The organism is Staphylococcus pseudintermedius (genome assembly GCF_001792775.2).
Classification (GTDB): Bacteria; Bacillota; Bacilli; order Staphylococcales; family Staphylococcaceae; genus Staphylococcus; species Staphylococcus pseudintermedius.
Genome location: NZ_MLGE02000007.1, coordinates 51,609 through 69,183, shown reverse-complemented (window position 1 = coordinate 69,183; position 17,575 = coordinate 51,609). Strand labels below are relative to the sequence as shown.

18 protein-coding genes and 1 pseudogene are annotated in these 17,575 nt (G+C 37.3%); 14 read left to right on the top strand and 5 right to left on the bottom strand.

Features of this window, described 5'->3' with window-relative positions:
• Positions 1-188 precede the first annotated feature (188 nt).
• From BJK46_RS07060 to tenA, 4 genes are all read left to right on the top strand, one after another.
• Positions 189-653 carry a MarR family transcriptional regulator TcaR gene (locus tag BJK46_RS07060; protein WP_014613096.1) on the top strand — a complete coding sequence of 155 codons (465 nt, stop codon included), beginning with the start codon at positions 189-191 and terminating at the stop codon, positions 651-653.
• A gap of 106 nt (positions 654-759) precedes the next feature.
• Positions 760-2,154, top strand: coding sequence for a membrane-associated protein TcaA (locus BJK46_RS07055; RefSeq protein ID WP_099991871.1), 1,395 nt, complete (start codon positions 760-762; stop codon positions 2,152-2,154).
• A gap of 477 nt (positions 2,155-2,631) precedes the next feature.
• Complete coding sequence (locus BJK46_RS07050) at positions 2,632-3,174, top strand: TetR/AcrR family transcriptional regulator (RefSeq protein ID WP_037544134.1); 543 nt, start codon at positions 2,632-2,634, stop codon at positions 3,172-3,174.
• Between the two features lie 93 nt (positions 3,175-3,267).
• Positions 3,268-3,942: a thiaminase II gene (gene tenA / locus BJK46_RS07045; protein WP_031253764.1), complete on the top strand. Its 675-nt coding sequence runs from the start codon at positions 3,268-3,270 to the stop codon at positions 3,940-3,942.
• Between the two features lie 125 nt (positions 3,943-4,067).
• Here the strand turns inward: tenA and BJK46_RS07040 are convergent, their stop codons facing one another.
• On the bottom strand, positions 4,068-4,700 hold the full coding sequence (locus tag BJK46_RS07040; protein WP_014613100.1) for a hypothetical protein: 633 nt from the start codon (positions 4,698-4,700) through the stop codon (positions 4,068-4,070).
• A 160-nt stretch (positions 4,701-4,860) separates the two neighbouring features.
• On the opposite strand from BJK46_RS07040, the gene BJK46_RS07035 reads away from it, so the two are divergent.
• Entirely contained in the window at positions 4,861-5,196 is a 336-nt protein-coding gene (locus BJK46_RS07035) for a thioredoxin family protein (RefSeq protein ID WP_103263456.1), read from the top strand.
• A 122-nt stretch (positions 5,197-5,318) separates the two neighbouring features.
• A complete protein-coding gene (locus tag BJK46_RS07030) occupies positions 5,319-6,221 on the top strand; it encodes an alpha/beta hydrolase fold domain-containing protein (RefSeq protein WP_014613102.1) in 903 nt (300 codons plus the stop codon).
• A 573-nt stretch (positions 6,222-6,794) separates the two neighbouring features.
• Here the strand turns inward: BJK46_RS07030 and BJK46_RS12435 are convergent.
• Positions 6,795-6,878: pseudogene (locus BJK46_RS12435) on the bottom strand (hypothetical protein); the annotation flags it as partial.
• On the opposite strand from BJK46_RS12435, the gene BJK46_RS07025 reads away from it, so the two are divergent.
• Complete coding sequence (locus BJK46_RS07025; protein WP_225550179.1) at positions 6,841-7,827, top strand: PTS sugar transporter subunit IIC; 987 nt, start codon at positions 6,841-6,843, stop codon at positions 7,825-7,827. The pseudogene BJK46_RS12435 and the gene BJK46_RS07025 overlap by 38 nt on opposite strands.
• 58 nt (positions 7,828-7,885) lie before the next feature.
• Here BJK46_RS07025 and BJK46_RS07020 read toward each other — a convergent pair whose 3' ends face one another.
• On the bottom strand, positions 7,886-8,362 hold the full coding sequence (locus BJK46_RS07020; RefSeq protein WP_014613104.1) for a thioesterase family protein: 477 nt from the start codon (positions 8,360-8,362) through the stop codon (positions 7,886-7,888).
• Positions 8,363-8,537: 175 nt separating this feature from the next.
• Here BJK46_RS07020 and fni point away from each other — a divergent pair, with 175 nt between their 5' ends.
• Together fni and BJK46_RS07010 are read left to right on the top strand one after the other, a co-directional pair.
• Positions 8,538-9,569: a type 2 isopentenyl-diphosphate Delta-isomerase gene (gene fni / locus BJK46_RS07015; protein WP_065520371.1), complete on the top strand. Its 1,032-nt coding sequence runs from the start codon at positions 8,538-8,540 to the stop codon at positions 9,567-9,569.
• A gap of 173 nt (positions 9,570-9,742) precedes the next feature.
• A complete protein-coding gene (locus BJK46_RS07010) occupies positions 9,743-10,948 on the top strand; it encodes a GTP-binding protein (protein ID WP_103263455.1) in 1,206 nt (401 codons plus the stop codon).
• A gap of 26 nt (positions 10,949-10,974) precedes the next feature.
• On the opposite strand, the gene gltS is transcribed toward BJK46_RS07010, so the two are convergent.
• Together gltS and BJK46_RS07000 are read right to left on the bottom strand one after the other, a co-directional pair.
• Entirely contained in the window at positions 10,975-12,186 is a 1,212-nt protein-coding gene (gene gltS, locus BJK46_RS07005) for a sodium/glutamate symporter (protein ID WP_063278985.1), read from the bottom strand.
• 171 nt (positions 12,187-12,357) lie between these two features.
• Positions 12,358-13,218 carry an AraC family transcriptional regulator gene (locus tag BJK46_RS07000; protein WP_015729572.1) on the bottom strand — a complete coding sequence of 287 codons (861 nt, stop codon included), beginning with the start codon at positions 13,216-13,218 and terminating at the stop codon, positions 12,358-12,360.
• Between the two features lie 134 nt (positions 13,219-13,352).
• Here BJK46_RS07000 and BJK46_RS06995 point away from each other — a divergent pair, with 134 nt between their 5' ends.
• The 5 genes from BJK46_RS06995 to BJK46_RS06975 all read left to right on the top strand — a co-directional run bounded on the left by BJK46_RS06995 (position 13,353) and on the right by BJK46_RS06975 (position 17,522).
• A complete protein-coding gene (locus BJK46_RS06995; RefSeq protein WP_063278984.1) occupies positions 13,353-14,138 on the top strand; it encodes a hypothetical protein in 786 nt (261 codons plus the stop codon).
• Between the two features lie 191 nt (positions 14,139-14,329).
• Positions 14,330-14,650, top strand: coding sequence for a PadR family transcriptional regulator (locus BJK46_RS06990; protein WP_014613115.1), 321 nt, complete (start codon positions 14,330-14,332; stop codon positions 14,648-14,650).
• Positions 14,647-15,204 carry an HAAS signaling domain-containing protein gene (locus tag BJK46_RS06985; protein ID WP_070407365.1) on the top strand — a complete coding sequence of 186 codons (558 nt, stop codon included), beginning with the start codon at positions 14,647-14,649 and terminating at the stop codon, positions 15,202-15,204. The genes BJK46_RS06990 and BJK46_RS06985 overlap by 4 nt, the downstream gene beginning before the upstream one ends.
• Entirely contained in the window at positions 15,201-16,016 is an 816-nt protein-coding gene (locus tag BJK46_RS06980) for a DUF4097 family beta strand repeat-containing protein (RefSeq protein ID WP_096533459.1), read from the top strand. Before BJK46_RS06985 ends, BJK46_RS06980 begins: the two co-directional genes overlap by 4 nt.
• Positions 16,017-16,187: 171 nt before the next feature.
• Entirely contained in the window at positions 16,188-17,522 is a 1,335-nt protein-coding gene (locus tag BJK46_RS06975; protein WP_014613118.1) for a Na+/H+ antiporter NhaC family protein, read from the top strand.
• The last annotated feature ends 53 nt before the right edge of the window (positions 17,523-17,575 follow it).

Here is a 17,575-nt window from a genome sequence, read left to right as displayed (position 1 = left end):
TAAGATTATAATGTAGCTTATTAATAGCAAAATTTGAAGTAAATTCATTTTTTAAGTCCTTTATTTTATCATTTACGGTAATGATACTAAATTCTTTACAAAAAATGTCAAAAAATGAGGTTCCCTTATAAAATAATTGTTGGTACGATGGTAAAGATAGTTGTTTGTAATGAAGGCGGTGAAGAAAAATGACCCATTCAAATTTAATGAATCAACATGTGACGTTTATGGGTGAGTTTATGACGAATGTGAATGCACTCACAGCAGGATTATTAAAAGATTTAAGATCTCGATACGGCATTTCAAATGAACAATCGAGTGTGTTATTAATGCTTTCTAATGACAAGTCACTGACATTAACAGAGATTACATTACGTCAAGGTGTGAATAAAGCGGCAGTCAGTAGAAGAATAAAAAAGTTAGTAGATTTAGGTTTAGTCAAATGGGTAAATATGGCATATGAATATGATAAACGATTGAAATATGTTGCTCTGACTGAAGCGGGTATCGATTATGTCCGCGCTTCAAGAAATTTAATTGCAAATTTAGCAAACGAAATGTTGTCAGATATCCCATTAGAAAAAATTGAACAAACACGAGACATGCTTGAATTGATTGATGAACGGATACAAGGTCAATTGAATCAACTATAATGCATCATGTGCGCTACTACTCACGTCTGATGCAGTTTTTATAGTTAACCTTTATGATAGAAAAATATGACGAATGAGCTCAATGAATAGAATAGGAGGTGTACGTATGGGTCAATGCGCGGTATGTCACCATGAAAAGTTACCACATCAAAGCGTCTGTCCAAATTGTCAAAATCAAATATTGTATTCTAAAACCCCTAGTCCACAGTCACCTAAACAACGAGATGCAGCACAGTCATCATCTTCCAATAACAATAAAAGACCACCGTCATTAAAAAAAGTCATCCCTATTGCTATTGTAAGTTTTATTATTATTTTACTCATTATTTTATTTTTGCTGCTCAGAAACTTTAATTCTCCTGAAGCTCAAGCGAAAATCTTGATTAATGCGGTGAATAACGAAGATAATGCAAAAGTATCCAACTTTTTAAGTTCAAAAGAAAATAAAGTAGGCCGACAAGAAGCGTCAACTTACATCAAATTTGTAAAACAAGAAGTGGGCATGAAACTGTTCGAAAAAGAAGTATACGACACTGTGGACGGGCTTAACCATGAAACCGCTGTAGCCTCTTATATTAAAACACGTGAAGGTCAAGATGTGTTGAGAATTAGTAAAAATGGGCGGCGTTATTTAATCTTTGATAATTTAAGTTTCTTAGCACCAACGAAACAGGCGATTGTGAAGCCGAAAGAAAAGGCGACGTTTGAGTTTGATTCAGATGGCGCGCAAAAGAAAGTGGTCGCTGAAGCAGGACAATCCGTATCACTAGGTCAATTCATACCAGGAAGTTACGCGATTGATACTGTAAAAACAACGGACCGCGGTACATATGAAGGCCAATTGAAGTTTGATTTTGTGAATAGTAAAAATGAAACCATTCCAGTGACCGAAGACTTTAAAGAAGCTCAAGTAAAACTGTCACTTAAAAATGTGAGTGATTTAAAAGAAATTAAAGTGGTGATTAATGACGAAAAAATAGCTCAAAATAAAAACGATACTTATGGGCCGTTTCCAGTCAATCAGGACATTAAAGTCTATGCTGAAGGTGAAGCTTACGATCATACATTTAAAACAAATACAGAAGTGATTAAAAAAGATGATGTCCAATCTGAAAATAAAATCACTGTGTCGTTTGATAAAGATGAGATTGAAAAATATCGCCAATCTAAAGAAAAAGATACATTGAATAAGATCAAGGACTTTTTCAAAAAGTATACGGCGTCGTTAAATGAAGCGTATGAAAGCCATGATTTTGATTTAGTTTCTAAATATTTAAAGGAAAATACAACAAATTATGAAGCGATGCGTTCGAATGTGAAAGGTCAAAATCAGTATGAATTTAAAAATCCTGTAGTCATAGATGTTTCGCGCAACGCCGATTACTACGCAGTGACAGTTGAAAAAGAAGACGCACAAGGCCGTACAATTCAATCCCATTATTTATTAGATGGGGATGAAAATGCCAACCACTTAAAAATTGTGAACTATCAAAATTACTAAAGTATAAAAGTGAATAACATCCTAATGAAGTTCTAGTCCGTTGTTGGAGTGGAACTTCATTTTTTGATGTATGGATATTTCGGATTGATGATTTAAAAATATATTGAGTCAGTTGGGGTTCATGAAAGGCGATACAAGAAAGTTCGAGAAGCGTTAGCAATTTGCATAATCGACTGTATTAATGAGAACAAAGTATGTAAATCATCAATGAGTTAAAGTAACTTATAAATTAATTGGAACAATCATGTTATTTGTTTCGTAAAAGTTATTTGAATAAATTTTAGTTTCTATTGAGTTGTGTCGAAAGTTGAAGTACAATTATTAATAATTTAATAAAAAACGGTGTAAAATAATATTGTAAGAAAAATTTTGTGTTGTTGGAGGGGGCATCTCCAATGATATGAGTGATGAATGTTTCGAATTTACACCTCATTGATAAGCATCACCATAGAAGAAAAGAAAGGTGCGCATGAGTTTATGAATGAAAGAGATATACGTGTACAGAAAACGAATTTGAAATTATCAGAAGTATTTTTAACCTTATTAGAAGATTATTGGCTCACCAAAATTACCATTAACCAAATATGCCAAAGAGCGAACGTCCATAGAACGACTTTTTATAAACATTTTAAAGACAAATACGAATTACTCTATTATGTGAGTCGAATGGCGTTGAAACCTTATTTCGCCTTGGCATTAGACATGCGTTTAAGAGAACCATTCAGTAGTATCGATAAGACGATTAATCAACAAATATTAAAAATTTTACATACGCAAAAAGGCGATGCGAAGTTTTATCAAGTGGTGACCGCAAGTTTCTACGATTATTTTCAAAAGGAACTCCAGCGCTATGAAGCAGAATTACCTACTCAATTCCCTTTCCCAATAGAAGTGTTTAGTTATGTTTATGCTTCCACAATCTGTTCGATTAATCAGTGGTGTAGTGATTATGATCTACAATTAGATGCGTACTATCGTGATGAAATTTATCGCAATTTGATGAATTTTCACCAAAAATAAAACGCGTGTGTATGATGTAGATGATTGCATATCGTCTGTACACACCTTTATGATGATAAGGAAAGAAACTCTAATTTGAAAGGCGTGTTCATGATGAAATTTACTGAACGATTATGGCAACGTGTTCAACCGATATGGGACAGCTACCTAGAGCATCCGTTTGTCAAAGGGATAGGTGACGGGACGTTAGATAAGGAAAAGTTTAAACATTGGATGAAGCAAGACTATATTTATTTGATAGATTATGCGCGATTATTTGCGATAGGTGCAACAAAAGCGACGGATTTAGAAATGATGACCACTTTTGGCAATTTAGTCTCTGGGACATTGAATACAGAAATGCAACTCCATCGTCAATACGCCGCGCAATTTGGCATTAGTGAACAAGAATTAGAATCAACGCAACCAGCGAGTACGACATTGGCTTATACAAGTTATATGTTGAATTTAGCCCAACGTGGTGGTGTAGAAAATGTGATTGCCGCAGTGCTCACGTGTACATGGAGTTATCACTATATTGGAGAGGCGTTAAATCAAATAGAAGGCGCTGCAGAACATCCTTTTTATGGTGAATGGATAAAAATGTACAGTTCACCCGAGTTTACGGCGTTTAAAGAAGATGTCATTGAGATGATGGATCGTGTCGCTGAAGGAATGTCGGAAGAGGCATTGGACGCATTAGAAGAGATTGTCGTTCATACGAGCTATTATGAATATATGTTTTGGGATATGGCAGAGTACTTGGAGACTTGGCCAATCAAAGGATAAATGAAGAAGTGATGAAGATTGATGTGCTTTTGGGATGGTAGTATTTAATCATTGAAAGACAATCAAAAAGAAGTCGCTATGGAGAATGTGGTTGTCTCTATAGTGACTTCTTTAATTTGAGTCATTTAAAGCTGTTTACGGATTTTTGGACGTCTGTTTCTGAAAAATAGACTGATAAAATAAAGAACCATGGCAATAGCGGTAAAAATAATCGCATTATGAAGTGCATTCGATGGTGAAAAAACAGTAGCAGGATCTACGTTACCGATGTAAGGTGCAAGTTTTTGTGTGATTTCTTCAGCAGCACGATTAATATAAAATAAGAAAGCAATTGGAATGAGTAAAATCCATATAGAGATGAACCAATTGATGACTTTCAAAATGGTGCGGTTAAAGATGAGTGTCAAAATCGCAAAAATAATATTAACCAGTACTAAAATGAAGAAAAAATTGAGACCCATAATTACATAATTGAGGGTTTGTTCAATATTTGATGTATCGATAAATGATTGTGCTGTCAGTTGATCGGCAATCACTTTAAGTTTATCGAATGTGACATTTTCATCAAGAAAGCTCATTTTAAATAAAGTTTCGCTATACATACTATATGCAGCAATCGCAACGAGTACCATAGCGATCAGTGTTAAAATAAAGCTCACCCATGAACGTCGCTTTTTACCATAATATGTACTACGGTGGATAGGTTGGTTTTCAAACTGTTGTTGAAACTGGGGGTGTTGTCGTGTGGTCTCTTTCATATGTAACGCCTCCTATATCATTGAACAAGCTTTGTTAAAATCTTTCGCTAATACAATTATGCATTATAGTACACCTAGAATCATATTCATAGTGCTTTTTTATAAAATATGATAGAACTGAGATAAGTTCATAATGGGAAATGGAAAAGGAGGTTGCAAGATGGAAGTATTAAAAACATTGGATGCGTATGAAGCGTTTGTTGCCAACCATCAAATCGCGGTCGTTCACGTTTCGAGAGACAATTGTTCTGTATGTCATGCCGTTTTACCACGGATTCAAGAGCTAGTTGCACGTTATGAAGGTGTTGCGTTAGGCAATGTCAGTGCAGATGACGTCCTTGAAATTGCAGGAGCGCTGTCAATTTTTACTGTCCCTGTCGATATCATATTCCTTGAAGGTAAAGAAATGCATCGTGAAGGTCGCTTTATTGATTTAGAACGAATCGAATCACAACTGAATACCATTTATGAAGGCGTCAAAGGCTCAAATTTATGATAATATGAAGATGATTTTGTGAAAACAGTTATTGCGCTCTGAGGGATAACATATAAAATAAATATATAAGCAAAGTTTTCAAGTGATACACTACGATTGTTGAGAAAAAGTGAGGGATACAATTGAAACGAAATGTCATGAGTAATTTAGTGGGGAGATACTTGTCGCAACAACGTCATCTCAAATTTAAAACCCAAGCAGAAGTGGATGTGTTTTTAGAAAAGAGACGTGTGTTAAATCAATCCAAGCATAAACAGCCAGATCAAATTAATGTGAAATCAAATTTAGTCAAAGATATGTTTGATGAGATGCAGGTGTTTCGCTTTAATTTTGGTCACCATATTAAAAATAAAATCTTATATATTTATGGAGGCACTTTCGTCTTTCAACCCTCTGTTTTTCATTGGCGGTTTATGGATAAGTTGGCGTATGAAACGTTACACGAAATTGTGTTGCCGATTTATCCTAAGGCGCCTGAATTTACATATCGTGAAACGCATGAGGCGATTGAGCAAGCTTATCGTCGGTTATTAAAAGAAACAGAACCTGAAAATATCGTCATTATGGGTGATGCTTCAGGTGGAAATATGGCGCTTAGTTTTGCGCAAAAATTAATGGAACAAGAAGAATTGCCACTGCCTGGAAAGCTCTATCTTATTTCGCCTTGGTTAGATATTTCGCTATCCAATCCGGAGATCACTGAACAAGTGCAGAAAAAAGATCCGATCCACAATATTTTCAGTTTACAATCGATTGCTAAAGTGTGGGCCGATGATTTGGAACGTAAAAACCCGCGTATTTCACCGATGTATGGACCTGTGAGAGGATTACCACCTGTTTACATGTTTGGGGGCACATGTGAAGTGTTTTATCCTGATATGAGAAAGTTAGCAGATTATTTTGAAGCGGAACAACAGCCGATTCATTTTTATGAGTATCGCGATATGGTGACAGCCTTTCCGTTGTACCCGATTGTTGAGTCAAGGAAAGTGTTGAAGCAGATTCGAAAAACGATTGATGCGTGAAGGTTTCAAATAAATCAGTATGGATATACAGATTGCATGAGTCGTGTTGTGCTTTCTTAAGGGCTGATGCTTCAGGAGTTTTGCACGGTTTTTGCAATCTAACGATATGTTACTACTCATTGATCAAACCAATAAGCATCATTAGTTTGTGATTAAGTTTTGTTTATCATGACGCTGATGTGAATAGGAAAATGACTACGTATGAAAAAGGATACCACAAATGATTGATTGGGTATGCCTTTTTATTTGTTTTAAACTATGCTAAAGGAATGATGGCATTATTTTTATAACATTTTACTGTATTATTTCTCTTGTTGACCTTAAAGTAATGTGTATATTTCGCTTAATTTAAGGTGGAAAATGGGTGGTAATGTTTATAAGAATTGAAATGACGGTCAGTAAATTGACTATTAAGATTCATTTTTAGAAAGTTCAAAATCAAACCGACGTGCAAAAAACAAAAAACTTTAGTAAAATGAAATACATGAATAAACAAACTATAAAAATTATACAGTTATTCAAAAATTGAAATGATGAACAAGGGGCCTTTTTCGAATAACAAGAGGGGGGCATTATGGACTTACTTATCGGTACAGCATTTTTAGTTTTAGTACTCGTCATTTTCACATTATTTACATATAAAGCGCCTAATGGTATGCGTGCGATGGGAGCGCTTGCGAATGCAGCCATTGCGACATTTTTAGTTGAAGCTTTTAATAAATACGTCGGCGGCCGCGTGTTCCACAATGACTTTTTAGAACAAGTGGGTGCTGCAGCGGGTGACTTAGGTGGTGTTGCTGCAGCGGGTCTGACGGCTTTAGCCATTGGTGTTTCGCCCGTTTACGCCTTAGTGATTGCGGCAGCTTGTGGGGGTATGGATTTATTACCAGGATTTTTTGCGGGTTATCTTATCGGTTATTTAATGAAATATACTGAGAAATACGTGCCAGACGGTGTGGATCTTATTGTTGCTGTATTAATCGTTGCACCATTATCAAGAGCGATCGCGATGCTATTAACACCTGTTGTCAACAATACACTCGTTAGAATTGGTGACATTATTCAAAGTTCTACAGATACAAGCCCGGTCATTATGGGGATTATTTTAGGTGGCATCATTACTGTCGTCGGTACAGCGCCACTAAGTTCGATGGCGTTGACCGCACTGCTAGGTTTAACAGGTGTGCCAATGGCTATTGGTGCGATGGCCGCATTTAGTTCTGCATTTATGAACGGTACACTGTTCCACCGTTTAAAATTAGGTGACCGTAAAGCGACGATTTCAGTGAGTATTGAACCGTTGTCACAAGCAGATATCGTTTCGGCCAATCCGATTCCAATTTATATTACGAACTTTTTTGGTGGTGCGACGGCAGGCCTTGTCATTGCACTTTCCGGTTTGATTAACGATGCGACAGGGACAGCGACTCCGATTGCTGGCTTTATCGTCATGTTTGGTTTTAATTCTTGGGTGACTGTGGTCGTGTATGGTGTCATCATGGGGATTATTGGACTTATTTGGGGCTATATCGGCTCTATTGTCTTTAAAAAATATCCAATTGTCACTAAAGCAGACATGATTAAACGTGGTGCAACAGACGCATAATTGAATAACATAACAAAACACTACAAGCTGTGACGAGGACTTGTAGTGTTTTTTGAATTTATGCGCGAGGAATGCCAATTCGGTGTCCCAATTGTTTTGGCCACTGCATCTTTCCTTGTGAGTTAGCATAGTGTTGAATTGCGTGGAAAATATCGTCAGGAAACACTGCTGGGCGCTCTGTTTTTCGATCCATACCCATCATCATCGTTTCTGCAGTGGCCATGACAGTTTCTGTTTCTTGATGAATCAGCTCTAAAAAGAAGTGTGTGCGTTTGACATCATAATCATAAATGTGAACTTTAATGTGAAAGGGTGTATCATGCTTTAGTTCTTTAAGGTACGTAATATGAGTTTCTAAAGTGAAAACCGTGTAGTTTCGACGGTCGCGTTCTGCTGTTGTTAACCCAATGGCATCATGAAAATGATCGATGGCTAAACTAAAAAGTCTTGCATAAACAGCATCATTCATATGACCATTGCGATCAATCCAATCATTTTCAACGCGATATGTATCATAAAAAGGGTAATTGAACATAGGGACACCTCTTTGTTTTATTTGTTCATCAGTATACCGCAAAATGTTAAAGAGATAAAACAGTGTGACATCCCCATATTTTTTTTAATATGTTGATTTCAAGAAAATACTTTATGTCGGCACTGAATATGATATAGTCAAATTAATCAACCAATAATGAGGGGTTTTTAAGGTAATGACGAATAAAAGAGAACAAAGAAAAAATGAACATGTACGATTAGCACTCGCGCAAAGTGATACGCTACAATCCGATTTTGATCGCATTCAATTTGTTCATCATGCAATACCGGAAATGGATGTAGATGAGGTGACACTGTTGCCTAACTTTAAAGCACTCCATATGTCACACGTCCTCTATATTAATGCGATGACGGGTGGTTCTGAATGGACGGTAAAAACGAATGAACAATTGGCTCAAGTCGCTAAAGCTACACAAATTCCAATGGCTGTAGGAAGTATGCATGCCGCGTTGAAAAATCCAGCTGTACGGCATTCTTATGCAGTGGCTCGTGAACAATATCCAGAGGGTCAAATTTGGGCGAATGTGAGTGCGGACGTGACGTTGGAAGAAGCACAAGCGGCGATTGAGATGATTCATGCCAATGCGTTACAAATTCATGTTAACGCACCACAAGAGTTAGTCATGCCAGAGGGGAATCGACAATTCAAACATTGGTTAACGCGAATCAGTGAAATTATTAAAGGCGTCGAGGTACCGGTCATTGTGAAAGAAGTAGGCTTTGGGATGAGCTATGACACGATACAACAACTTATCGATGTAGGCGTCTCTTATGTTGACATTAGTGGTCATGGTGGAACGAACTTTATCTCAATAGAAAATGAACGTCGCCAATTTAAAGATATGGGTTATTTAAAAGACTGGGGGCAATCGACAGTCGTTTCATTATTAGAAGCCCGAAATTTGAGCAGTCGCGTCCATGTACTTGCAAGTGGAGGGATACGCCACCCACTTGATGCGATTAAAGCATTACGTTTAGGTGCAGAAGCAGTGGGTATGTCGCGACCGATTTTAAAGATGCTTCATGAAGAGGGCGTGGAAGCGACGATTGAATATGTAGAAGATTTTAAAATACAAATGGCTTATATTATGACTTTATTGAATGCCAAAAATATCACAGAATTGCGTCAAGCGGCGATTGTGTTTGATCCGCATTTAAAAAACTGGATACAACAGCGTCAATTGTAGTCGAACTGAGGAATGCATGAGGGTGTCATCACGCCGTCATTCGTTCCTTTTTTAATGCAGTTAACGGGTCAGCCCAAAAATCATTTCAAATTTTCATTGCGTTGATGGAAGTATTTATTATATACTGTAAAACGTAATTATTACGATTTGTAATGAAATGAGGAGGGCTATTTATGGGGAAAATCCCAGTAACGGTATTAAGTGGGTATTTAGGATCAGGTAAGACGACTTTGCTGAATCATATTTTAAACAATCGTGAAGGAAGAAGAATTGCTGTCATTGTGAACGATATGAGTGAGGTAAATATTGATAAAGATCTTGTCGCTGAAGGAGGGGGACTTTCGCGTACAGATGAAAAACTCGTGGAACTTTCTAATGGTTGTATTTGTTGTACATTGCGCGATGACTTATTAAAAGAGGTCGAACGTATCGTTAAGCGTGGCGGCATTGATCAAATTGTTATTGAATCGACAGGGATTTCTGAACCGGTTCCTGTTGCGCAAACATTTTCTTACGTGGACGAAGCGCTAGGGATTGATTTAACAGAGATTTGTCGTCTCGATACGATGGTCACTGTTGTCGATGCGAACCGATTTATTAAAGACTATCAATCTGGAGACATGTTGTTAGATCGAGATCAAGCTGTGGGTGAAGATGACGAACGTACGATTGCTGATTTACTCATTGATCAAATTGAATTTTGTGATGTGCTCATCTTGAATAAAATCGACTTAGTGAGTGAAGAAGAGGCGAATCGTTTAGAAGCGATGTTGCGTAAATTACAACCGACTGCAAAATTAATCCAAGCGGTCAATGCACAAGTGAACATTGATGAAGTATTAGAAACAGGGCGCTTTAATTTTGAAGCGGCGAGTCAATCAGCAGGTTGGTTGCAAGAACTTGAGGCGGGTGGACATGCGACACATACACCTGAAACTGAAGAATATGGTATTTCGTCATTTGTTTATCGCAGACGTTTACCATTTCACGCAGAACGCTTTAACGCTTTTCTTGAAAATATGTCTGAATCCATTGTACGTGCGAAAGGAATTGCTTGGTTAGCACAATACAACAATGTCGCATGTCTCGTTTCTCAAGCAGGAACAGCCGTTGATATTCATCCTGTGACATTTTGGGTAGCAAGTATGCCAAAAGCTGAACGTGCGGCGATTTTACAAGAAAGACCGGATGTGCGTGCAGATTGGGATCCTGAATATGGTGACCGTCATACACAACTTGTTATGATTGGAATTGATTTAGATGAAGCGGCAATCACTGCACAATTAGATGCGTGCTTATTGAACAGTCAAGAAATTGATGCGGATTGGTCACAATTTTCTGAGCCATATGGTTGGGAAATTCAACGCCAAGAAGCATAAAAAAAGAGGTGTACGCACCTCTTTTTTTATGGTTTGAAGATGTTAATAAATGTCGTAATAATCGGTACTCCGAGTAAATCAACTAAAAATGCGCCAACAATTGGAACGACCAAATAGGCACGTGGTGAATTACCAAACTTTTTCGTAATGGCATCTAAATTGGCCATTGCATTCGGTGTCGCGCCAAGCCCGTGTCCGATGAAACCACCAATCATCACGGCTGCATCATAGTTTTTACCGAGCAAGCGGAAGACGATGAAAATAGAGAATAGTGCGACGAAAATAATTTGGCATATAACGATAACAATCAGTGGTAATGCTAAGTTGTATACTTCTGTTAACTTAATACTCATTAACGCAATTGATAAGAAAATACTTAATGAAATGTCGCCAATTTGATTTGTGAGTTTTAAGTCGATTAAGTTTAGATTTGCAAATTCCGAAATGTTACGAATAATTACTGCAATAAACATTGAAGCAACATATAATGGAATATTGATTCCTGACCAGTCACTGAATAATTGACCTAAATATGTCCCAAGTCCCATACAGAATAATATGACTGTTGCTTGAATAAAGAATACTTCATTCACAGTAAAGTTTTTATGAAGACGACGGTTTAATTCTACATTTGAATAGTCTTTTTGAATCGTTTCTGTATTACTAGGTGTTAAGTCATGTTTTTTAATTAAGTAACGTACGACTGGTCCACCTAATAGGCCGCCCGCTACAAGACCTAACGTTGCCGCTGCAAGTGCGGCTGTCACAGCTGAGTCAATACCATAATTTTGAATCGTTTGACCATACGCTGCTGCATTCCCGTGTCCACCTTCCATTGACATCGCACCCGCTGTTAAACCTAATAGCGGATCAATGTTCAACACTTTTGCCATGGACACACCAATGACGTTTTGGAAGGTCGCTAATACACCACAGAGAACCCAGTAGACAATTAACACTTTGCCACCGAGTTTTAATAATTTAAATGACGCCCCTAATCCAATTGTTGTGAAAAAGGCTAACATAAAAAAGTCTTGGAAAAATTTGCCATCGATTTTGATGTGTAATACCCCGGTAGAAGTTAATATTGCAGAGATAATCGCAAAGATGAGTCCACCTATGACGGGAGATGGAATGCTGAGTCGATTAAATATTTCTACTTTATTCACAATAGCTTGCCCCACAATTAATAATAGACAGGCAAGAAACAATGTTGTAATACTGTTAAGCTCTAACATTGTTACACTCCCCCCTTTGAGTTAGTAAAATAGAAAGGGCTTTCAATCCCATACTAAACTATTATACTTTTTTTAAAGGCAAAAATCTATATAAAAATCAAATCGAGTATGATTGTTCGAAGTGAGTAGATATATACCTTTAAATAGTGAGTAGTTGATCATTGGGTTGTATCACCGTTTTTGATTGTCCAATGTACTTTCAATTCTTAACTGCTGTTCTTCCCGATATTGGGTCGCCGTGACACCAAAATGTTTTTTAAATGCTCTCGAAAATAGTAATGGATCTTTATATCCTACACGATCTGCAATTTCTTGACTTTGCAAATCTGTTTCCTTGAATAATTGTGATGCGTGATACATCCGAATATGAATTAAATAATGTTGCGGGGATTGATCGATGTGCTTTTTAAACATTTTATATAGGTAACTACGGCTGACATTGACGTGCTTGGCGACATCATTAATCGAAATCGCATGCATATAATTGTCATTAATATAACGAATCGCTTCTCTAACGTTAGAATATCTTTCATTTTTAACGACATGAAACGGTTTGGGAAAATGTTGATGCAGTTCATATAGGAGTTCGTATAAATCGCGCATATGTTGAATATCATCAGAGTTTTCTGTGGCGTATTCAATAGAACGCTGACACATCCGATATATGATTTGGCGAATGGTGTTCGTTGGTTGATTTTGAATGACGCGTGTTTCATATAAAGATGTACGGTTTAAATAATCAAAAACGAGTTTTCCGCTAAAACCTACCCAATAATATGTCCACGGCTCGTCCAAAGTGGATTCATAGTGGACGTTCATGCCACGACAAAGTAAGAAGAGATCACCCGGTTTCAATGTATACTTCTTTTGATTGTATGTGAGCGTACCCGTTCCAGACATGACAATATGGAGCACTGCTGGTTTGGTCACCTCATATTGATAACCCCCATGTGGTGTTCCGATTTCAATGCCACATTCATCAATATTGGCTTCAAATTGATTCTTTTTAAACATCTTCCAGAGTAATTGCATTTATCCCACCCATTTAACTTTAAATATGGAAACATTTTAACATATACAGTGACGATTGGTATATATTCTCTTTAAGTCTAAAGTGTTAAATTAAAAGCACAAAAAAATATATATTTTAACACTGGGGTGATGAGATGAACCAGCATTTGAAAAAGATAGAGATGCGAATTAATCAATATCAATTAACGAAAAGAACGCGTTATATTCCGTACATGAGTCGTCATGTATTTGCGATACCATATATCAAATTTTTAAGTCATGCGGTAATACCTTTAAATCAACAATGGCACTATGAAACTGAAACTGGCATCATACATTCATTTACGGATAAAAATGAAATGTCGGACTTGCACTATGTACGTTCTTTTATTATTGAAGATTTTGATGACAGTAAAGATTATCATTTAAATATTGAAGGGGTACAGCAATCTTTTATGATTTATTTGAATCAAAGTGATGTTGGAACGGTAGAGGGCAATGAAGGGCATATCGAGTTTGATATAACACATGCTGTTCATGGTGAAATGAATGTCATTGAACTGGTGCCAACAGAAACGATGATGTCCCCACAACAAAATCTGTTTAACGATATGTACGTACTCGAAAGGGCGAACGATCGAATTGTGGATTATTCTGTCGATGTGAGCCAAAATGCGCGTGGTGATATGAGTGTGCGTATTCAAATTCAAGATATCGAGGGGGCCCCATTAATCAGCTATTTATTGCAAAACGAAGAACACGACACATTTGCTAAAGGGGTAATGGACATTGATAGCAGTTACCATTTAGTGATTCCGGCACATTTAGTAGAGCAACAAGGGAAACATTTCACGTTGTTTTTAGAGACAGAAGATGAAACGATTGCACATTATATTGGAGCGAATGGCGAACATGAGCCGGTCAATGTCAAAACAGTTTAAAATACCATTTGAAAGCGTATCTAGGTGATGAAAGCCCCTGGTACGCATTTTTTATTGGTTTTGAGCAGAGACCTATAGCCGTTCAAATGAATTTTACACAGTACCTTGCAATGTATAATAGTGTTTGGTATTTTATATTTGAGTATTATACATTGGTTAGTACTGATTAATGTATTGATGGAGGTGCAACAATGAACATCCAATTCAAAAAAGGTGCATTAGAAATGATTGTACTGTTGATTATTAAAAAGGAGCCACAGTATGGCTACTCACTCGTACAAAATATTTCTAAGCATATGATGATTGCTGAAGGTACGGTTTATCCGTTATTACGTCGACTTGTTAAAGAAAGTTGTTTGACGACCTATTACGAACCATCAATGGAAGGACCTGCGCGTAAATATTATGAACTCACACGTGTAGGGAATCAGCGGTTACAACAATTGAAATCAGAATGGCATGAATTTGTCAGTATCGTGAAAATTTTTATCGAGGAGAGTGAATGCGAATGACGAAATCAGAATACTTGAATAGCCTTTATCAATACTTAAAGGGCATGCCAGAATCAGAAAAACGTGACATTGTGGCTGAATATGAAAATCATTTTATTGAAGGCTTACGTGATGGTAAATCTGAACAAGAAATTATTGGGATGTTAGGTGCACCGAAAGAGATGGCACGTGCTATCAATGCAGAAAGTGCGGTGAACCAGGCTGAAGAGAGTCAAAAAACATCGAATATCACACAAGCCCTTGCCACTGTGATAGGACTCAGTGTACTGAATTTTATATTAATTACAGGTCCATTGATGATTGCCCTCGGTATCCTTTTCAGTATCGTCCTGACGAGCATTGCATTTCTCCTGACACCATTCGCCTTAGTGTTTAAATATTACGTTTTATCAGAAGTCATCCTCATTGAAGATGTGTTTGCGGTGATGGGTTGGTTCGGATTGGGACTCATCTTGATTGTGTTATTATTTTTTATCCTCAAATGGAGCTATATCGGATTTGTAAAATATTTGAAATGGAACGTTAAACTGGTGAAAAGAGGTGTAAGTGCATGAAACGTGCATTGTTCATTGTGTTTTTAATCGGATGTGTGATGTTTGTAGTTGGACTTGCTGGCACGGTTTATTACACATTTTTTCATGACCAACGAGATCATGAGATAACACAAAAAACTTATAAGACGGATGACATAAAAAAGTTAGCGCTAGAAATAAAAGGTAGAGATGTAACATTTGTCAAAGGTGATACATTGAAAATTAAAGGTGACATCTTAAATGAAGATCACCTTAAAGTTAAGAAAAACGGGACTCAAATGAACGTCTCCATTTCTAGTGAGAGACGTCAACCCATCTCGATTCATCTCAATCCGCTTCGTCCTTTAGATAGAAAGCAACTCATCATTACGTTGCCTAGTTCACAAGTGGATCAAGTGGCGTTAAATGGGACAGATACAACTATGACTGTAGATGCGTTTGAACTAGCGCATTTAACTTTGAACTTAACAAGAGCAGATTTGTATATGGATGACAGTCATATTCAACAACTCGCTACGGCTATGAAAGACAGTGCTTTATATACGGAACATACTGACTTTAAAAAAATGACTGCTAAAGTAGATGCTAGTGATGTTACTTTAGAGGATGTCTCACTAGATATTCCGATGTCTTGGGAGATTAATAATGGTATTGTGGATGTCAATTATAAGGGTCAACTTTCGAATACAGCCTTTCATATCGATGGGGATGAAGGAGCGGTCGACTTAGATGGTGTTGAAGGACTGAACAATAATCAAGTCGGTCGTGGTGAGCATCAAGTCGATATTAAAGTTACAAATTATGGTGATGCGACATTTTCAGCATATGAATAGCTGTTCATACATTGGAAAAGATGAAACGATATGATGATTTATAAAAGTAAAAAGCAGATGACTATGCATAAAAAACGTATCTATTCATAAAAAAATAATACGCGAGACTTGTCAAAGTGAGATAAAAGTGTATAATCCTTATCATGATAATAAGATATTGAGGAGAAAGACATGTCTAATGAATTAAGAAGTCAAAAACAATATGGTGCACTCGCGTTATTACCATTAGTCATCTTTTTAGTATTGTACATTGGTGTGGGGCTTGTGTTTACAATGCTCGGCACAAAAGATGCATTTCAACTATTACCGAGACATGTGGCGATTTTTATTGCGATTGTCATTGCATGGACGTGCTACGATCGTAAAACGCCCATCACGCAAAAAGTTAAAATATTTACGGAAAATGCAGGTTCTTCGGGTATTGCAGAACTTGGCCTGATTTTACTATTAGCAGGTGGTTTTGCTAGCGCGGCGTCAGCAATGGGTGGTCAAGAGGCGATGGTCAACTTGGGCTTATCTATTATTCCGCCAAGTTTGTTGATCCCTGGTATTTTTGTGATGAGTGCTTTCGTCGCAACATCAATAGGGACATCAACGGGTACACAAGCCGCTTTTATTCCGATTGGGGTTGCTGTTGCTCAAGCGGCAGACTTAAATGTAGCTGCGGCGGCTGCGGCGGTCATTGCAGGGGCTTACTTCGGAGATAACTTATCTATTATTTCTGATACGACAATTGCAGCAACAACAGGTGTAGGTGCGAAGATGAAAGATAAGTTTAAAGCGAATTTTCTTATCGCACTGCCAGCAGCGATCATCACTTTTATTATTTATGCTATTGTTGGTGGCACAGGGCATATTAAAGGTGATTTAAGTTTTAATTTTATTGATGTGATTCCATATTTATTCGTCCTCATTGCGGCTATTGCTGGAATGAATGTCATGCTCGTGCTCATTTCGGGGACGGTTTTAACAGGCATTATTGGTGTCGCACGAGGAAATATAGGGGTCTTTGAGTGGACTTCTAAAATTGGGGAAGGAATGGAAGGCACGTTCTCCATTTTTCTTATCGCTTTCTTAATTTCAGGTTTAGTCGCTTTAATTCGATACTATGGCGGTATTGACTGGATTGTAGAAACAATGAAAAAACGTGCAAATGGGCCGAAAAGTGCTGAATATGCGATGAGCTTTTTATCGGGACTATTGTCTGCAGCTTTAGTGCATAATGTGGTCGCAATTATTATTTCAGCACCTATCGCTAAAGAACTCGGTCAAATGTATAAAATTGCGCCGAAAAGAATGGCCAGCTTGTTAGACATTTTTGCTGCGAGTGCATTGATGGTGTTGCCACATGACAGCGGGATGTTAATGGCTGAACAGTTCGGCCATGTTTCTTATTTTGAAGTATTGAAGTTTTCGTATTATCCACTCATTTTAATTTTATGTGCGGTCATTTCAATTCATATTGGTATGTTTAGAAAACAAAAGAACAATGCTGTTGATGAATAAGCATAACGGTGTCGTGTCGTTGTAATGATGCGCATAGTAAGAGGTTAGGACAT

Coding starts and splice junctions, on each gene's coding strand:
- fni (WP_065520371.1), top strand. CDS start 8,538: ATGACGAATAAAAGAGAACAAAGAAAAAATGAACATGTACGATTAGCA.
- BJK46_RS06995 (WP_063278984.1), top strand. CDS start 13,353: ATGAACCAGCATTTGAAAAAGATAGAGATGCGAATTAATCAATATCAA.
- BJK46_RS07060 (WP_014613096.1), top strand. CDS start 189: ATGACCCATTCAAATTTAATGAATCAACATGTGACGTTTATGGGTGAG.
- gltS (WP_063278985.1), bottom strand. CDS start 12,186: ATGTTAGAGCTTAACAGTATTACAACATTGTTTCTTGCCTGTCTATTA.
- BJK46_RS07020 (WP_014613104.1), bottom strand. CDS start 8,362: ATGTTCAATTACCCTTTTTATGATACATATCGCGTTGAAAATGATTGG.
- BJK46_RS07040 (WP_014613100.1), bottom strand. CDS start 4,700: ATGAAAGAGACCACACGACAACACCCCCAGTTTCAACAACAGTTTGAA.
- BJK46_RS07055 (WP_099991871.1), top strand. CDS start 760: ATGGGTCAATGCGCGGTATGTCACCATGAAAAGTTACCACATCAAAGC.
- BJK46_RS07035 (WP_103263456.1), top strand. CDS start 4,861: ATGGAAGTATTAAAAACATTGGATGCGTATGAAGCGTTTGTTGCCAAC.
- BJK46_RS07000 (WP_015729572.1), bottom strand. CDS start 13,218: ATGCAATTACTCTGGAAGATGTTTAAAAAGAATCAATTTGAAGCCAAT.
- tenA (WP_031253764.1), top strand. CDS start 3,268: ATGAAATTTACTGAACGATTATGGCAACGTGTTCAACCGATATGGGAC.
- BJK46_RS06975 (WP_014613118.1), top strand. CDS start 16,188: ATGTCTAATGAATTAAGAAGTCAAAAACAATATGGTGCACTCGCGTTA.
- BJK46_RS06980 (WP_096533459.1), top strand. CDS start 15,201: ATGAAACGTGCATTGTTCATTGTGTTTTTAATCGGATGTGTGATGTTT.
- BJK46_RS06985 (WP_070407365.1), top strand. CDS start 14,647: ATGACGAAATCAGAATACTTGAATAGCCTTTATCAATACTTAAAGGGC.
- BJK46_RS07010 (WP_103263455.1), top strand. CDS start 9,743: ATGGGGAAAATCCCAGTAACGGTATTAAGTGGGTATTTAGGATCAGGT.
- BJK46_RS06990 (WP_014613115.1), top strand. CDS start 14,330: ATGAACATCCAATTCAAAAAAGGTGCATTAGAAATGATTGTACTGTTG.
- BJK46_RS07050 (WP_037544134.1), top strand. CDS start 2,632: ATGAATGAAAGAGATATACGTGTACAGAAAACGAATTTGAAATTATCA.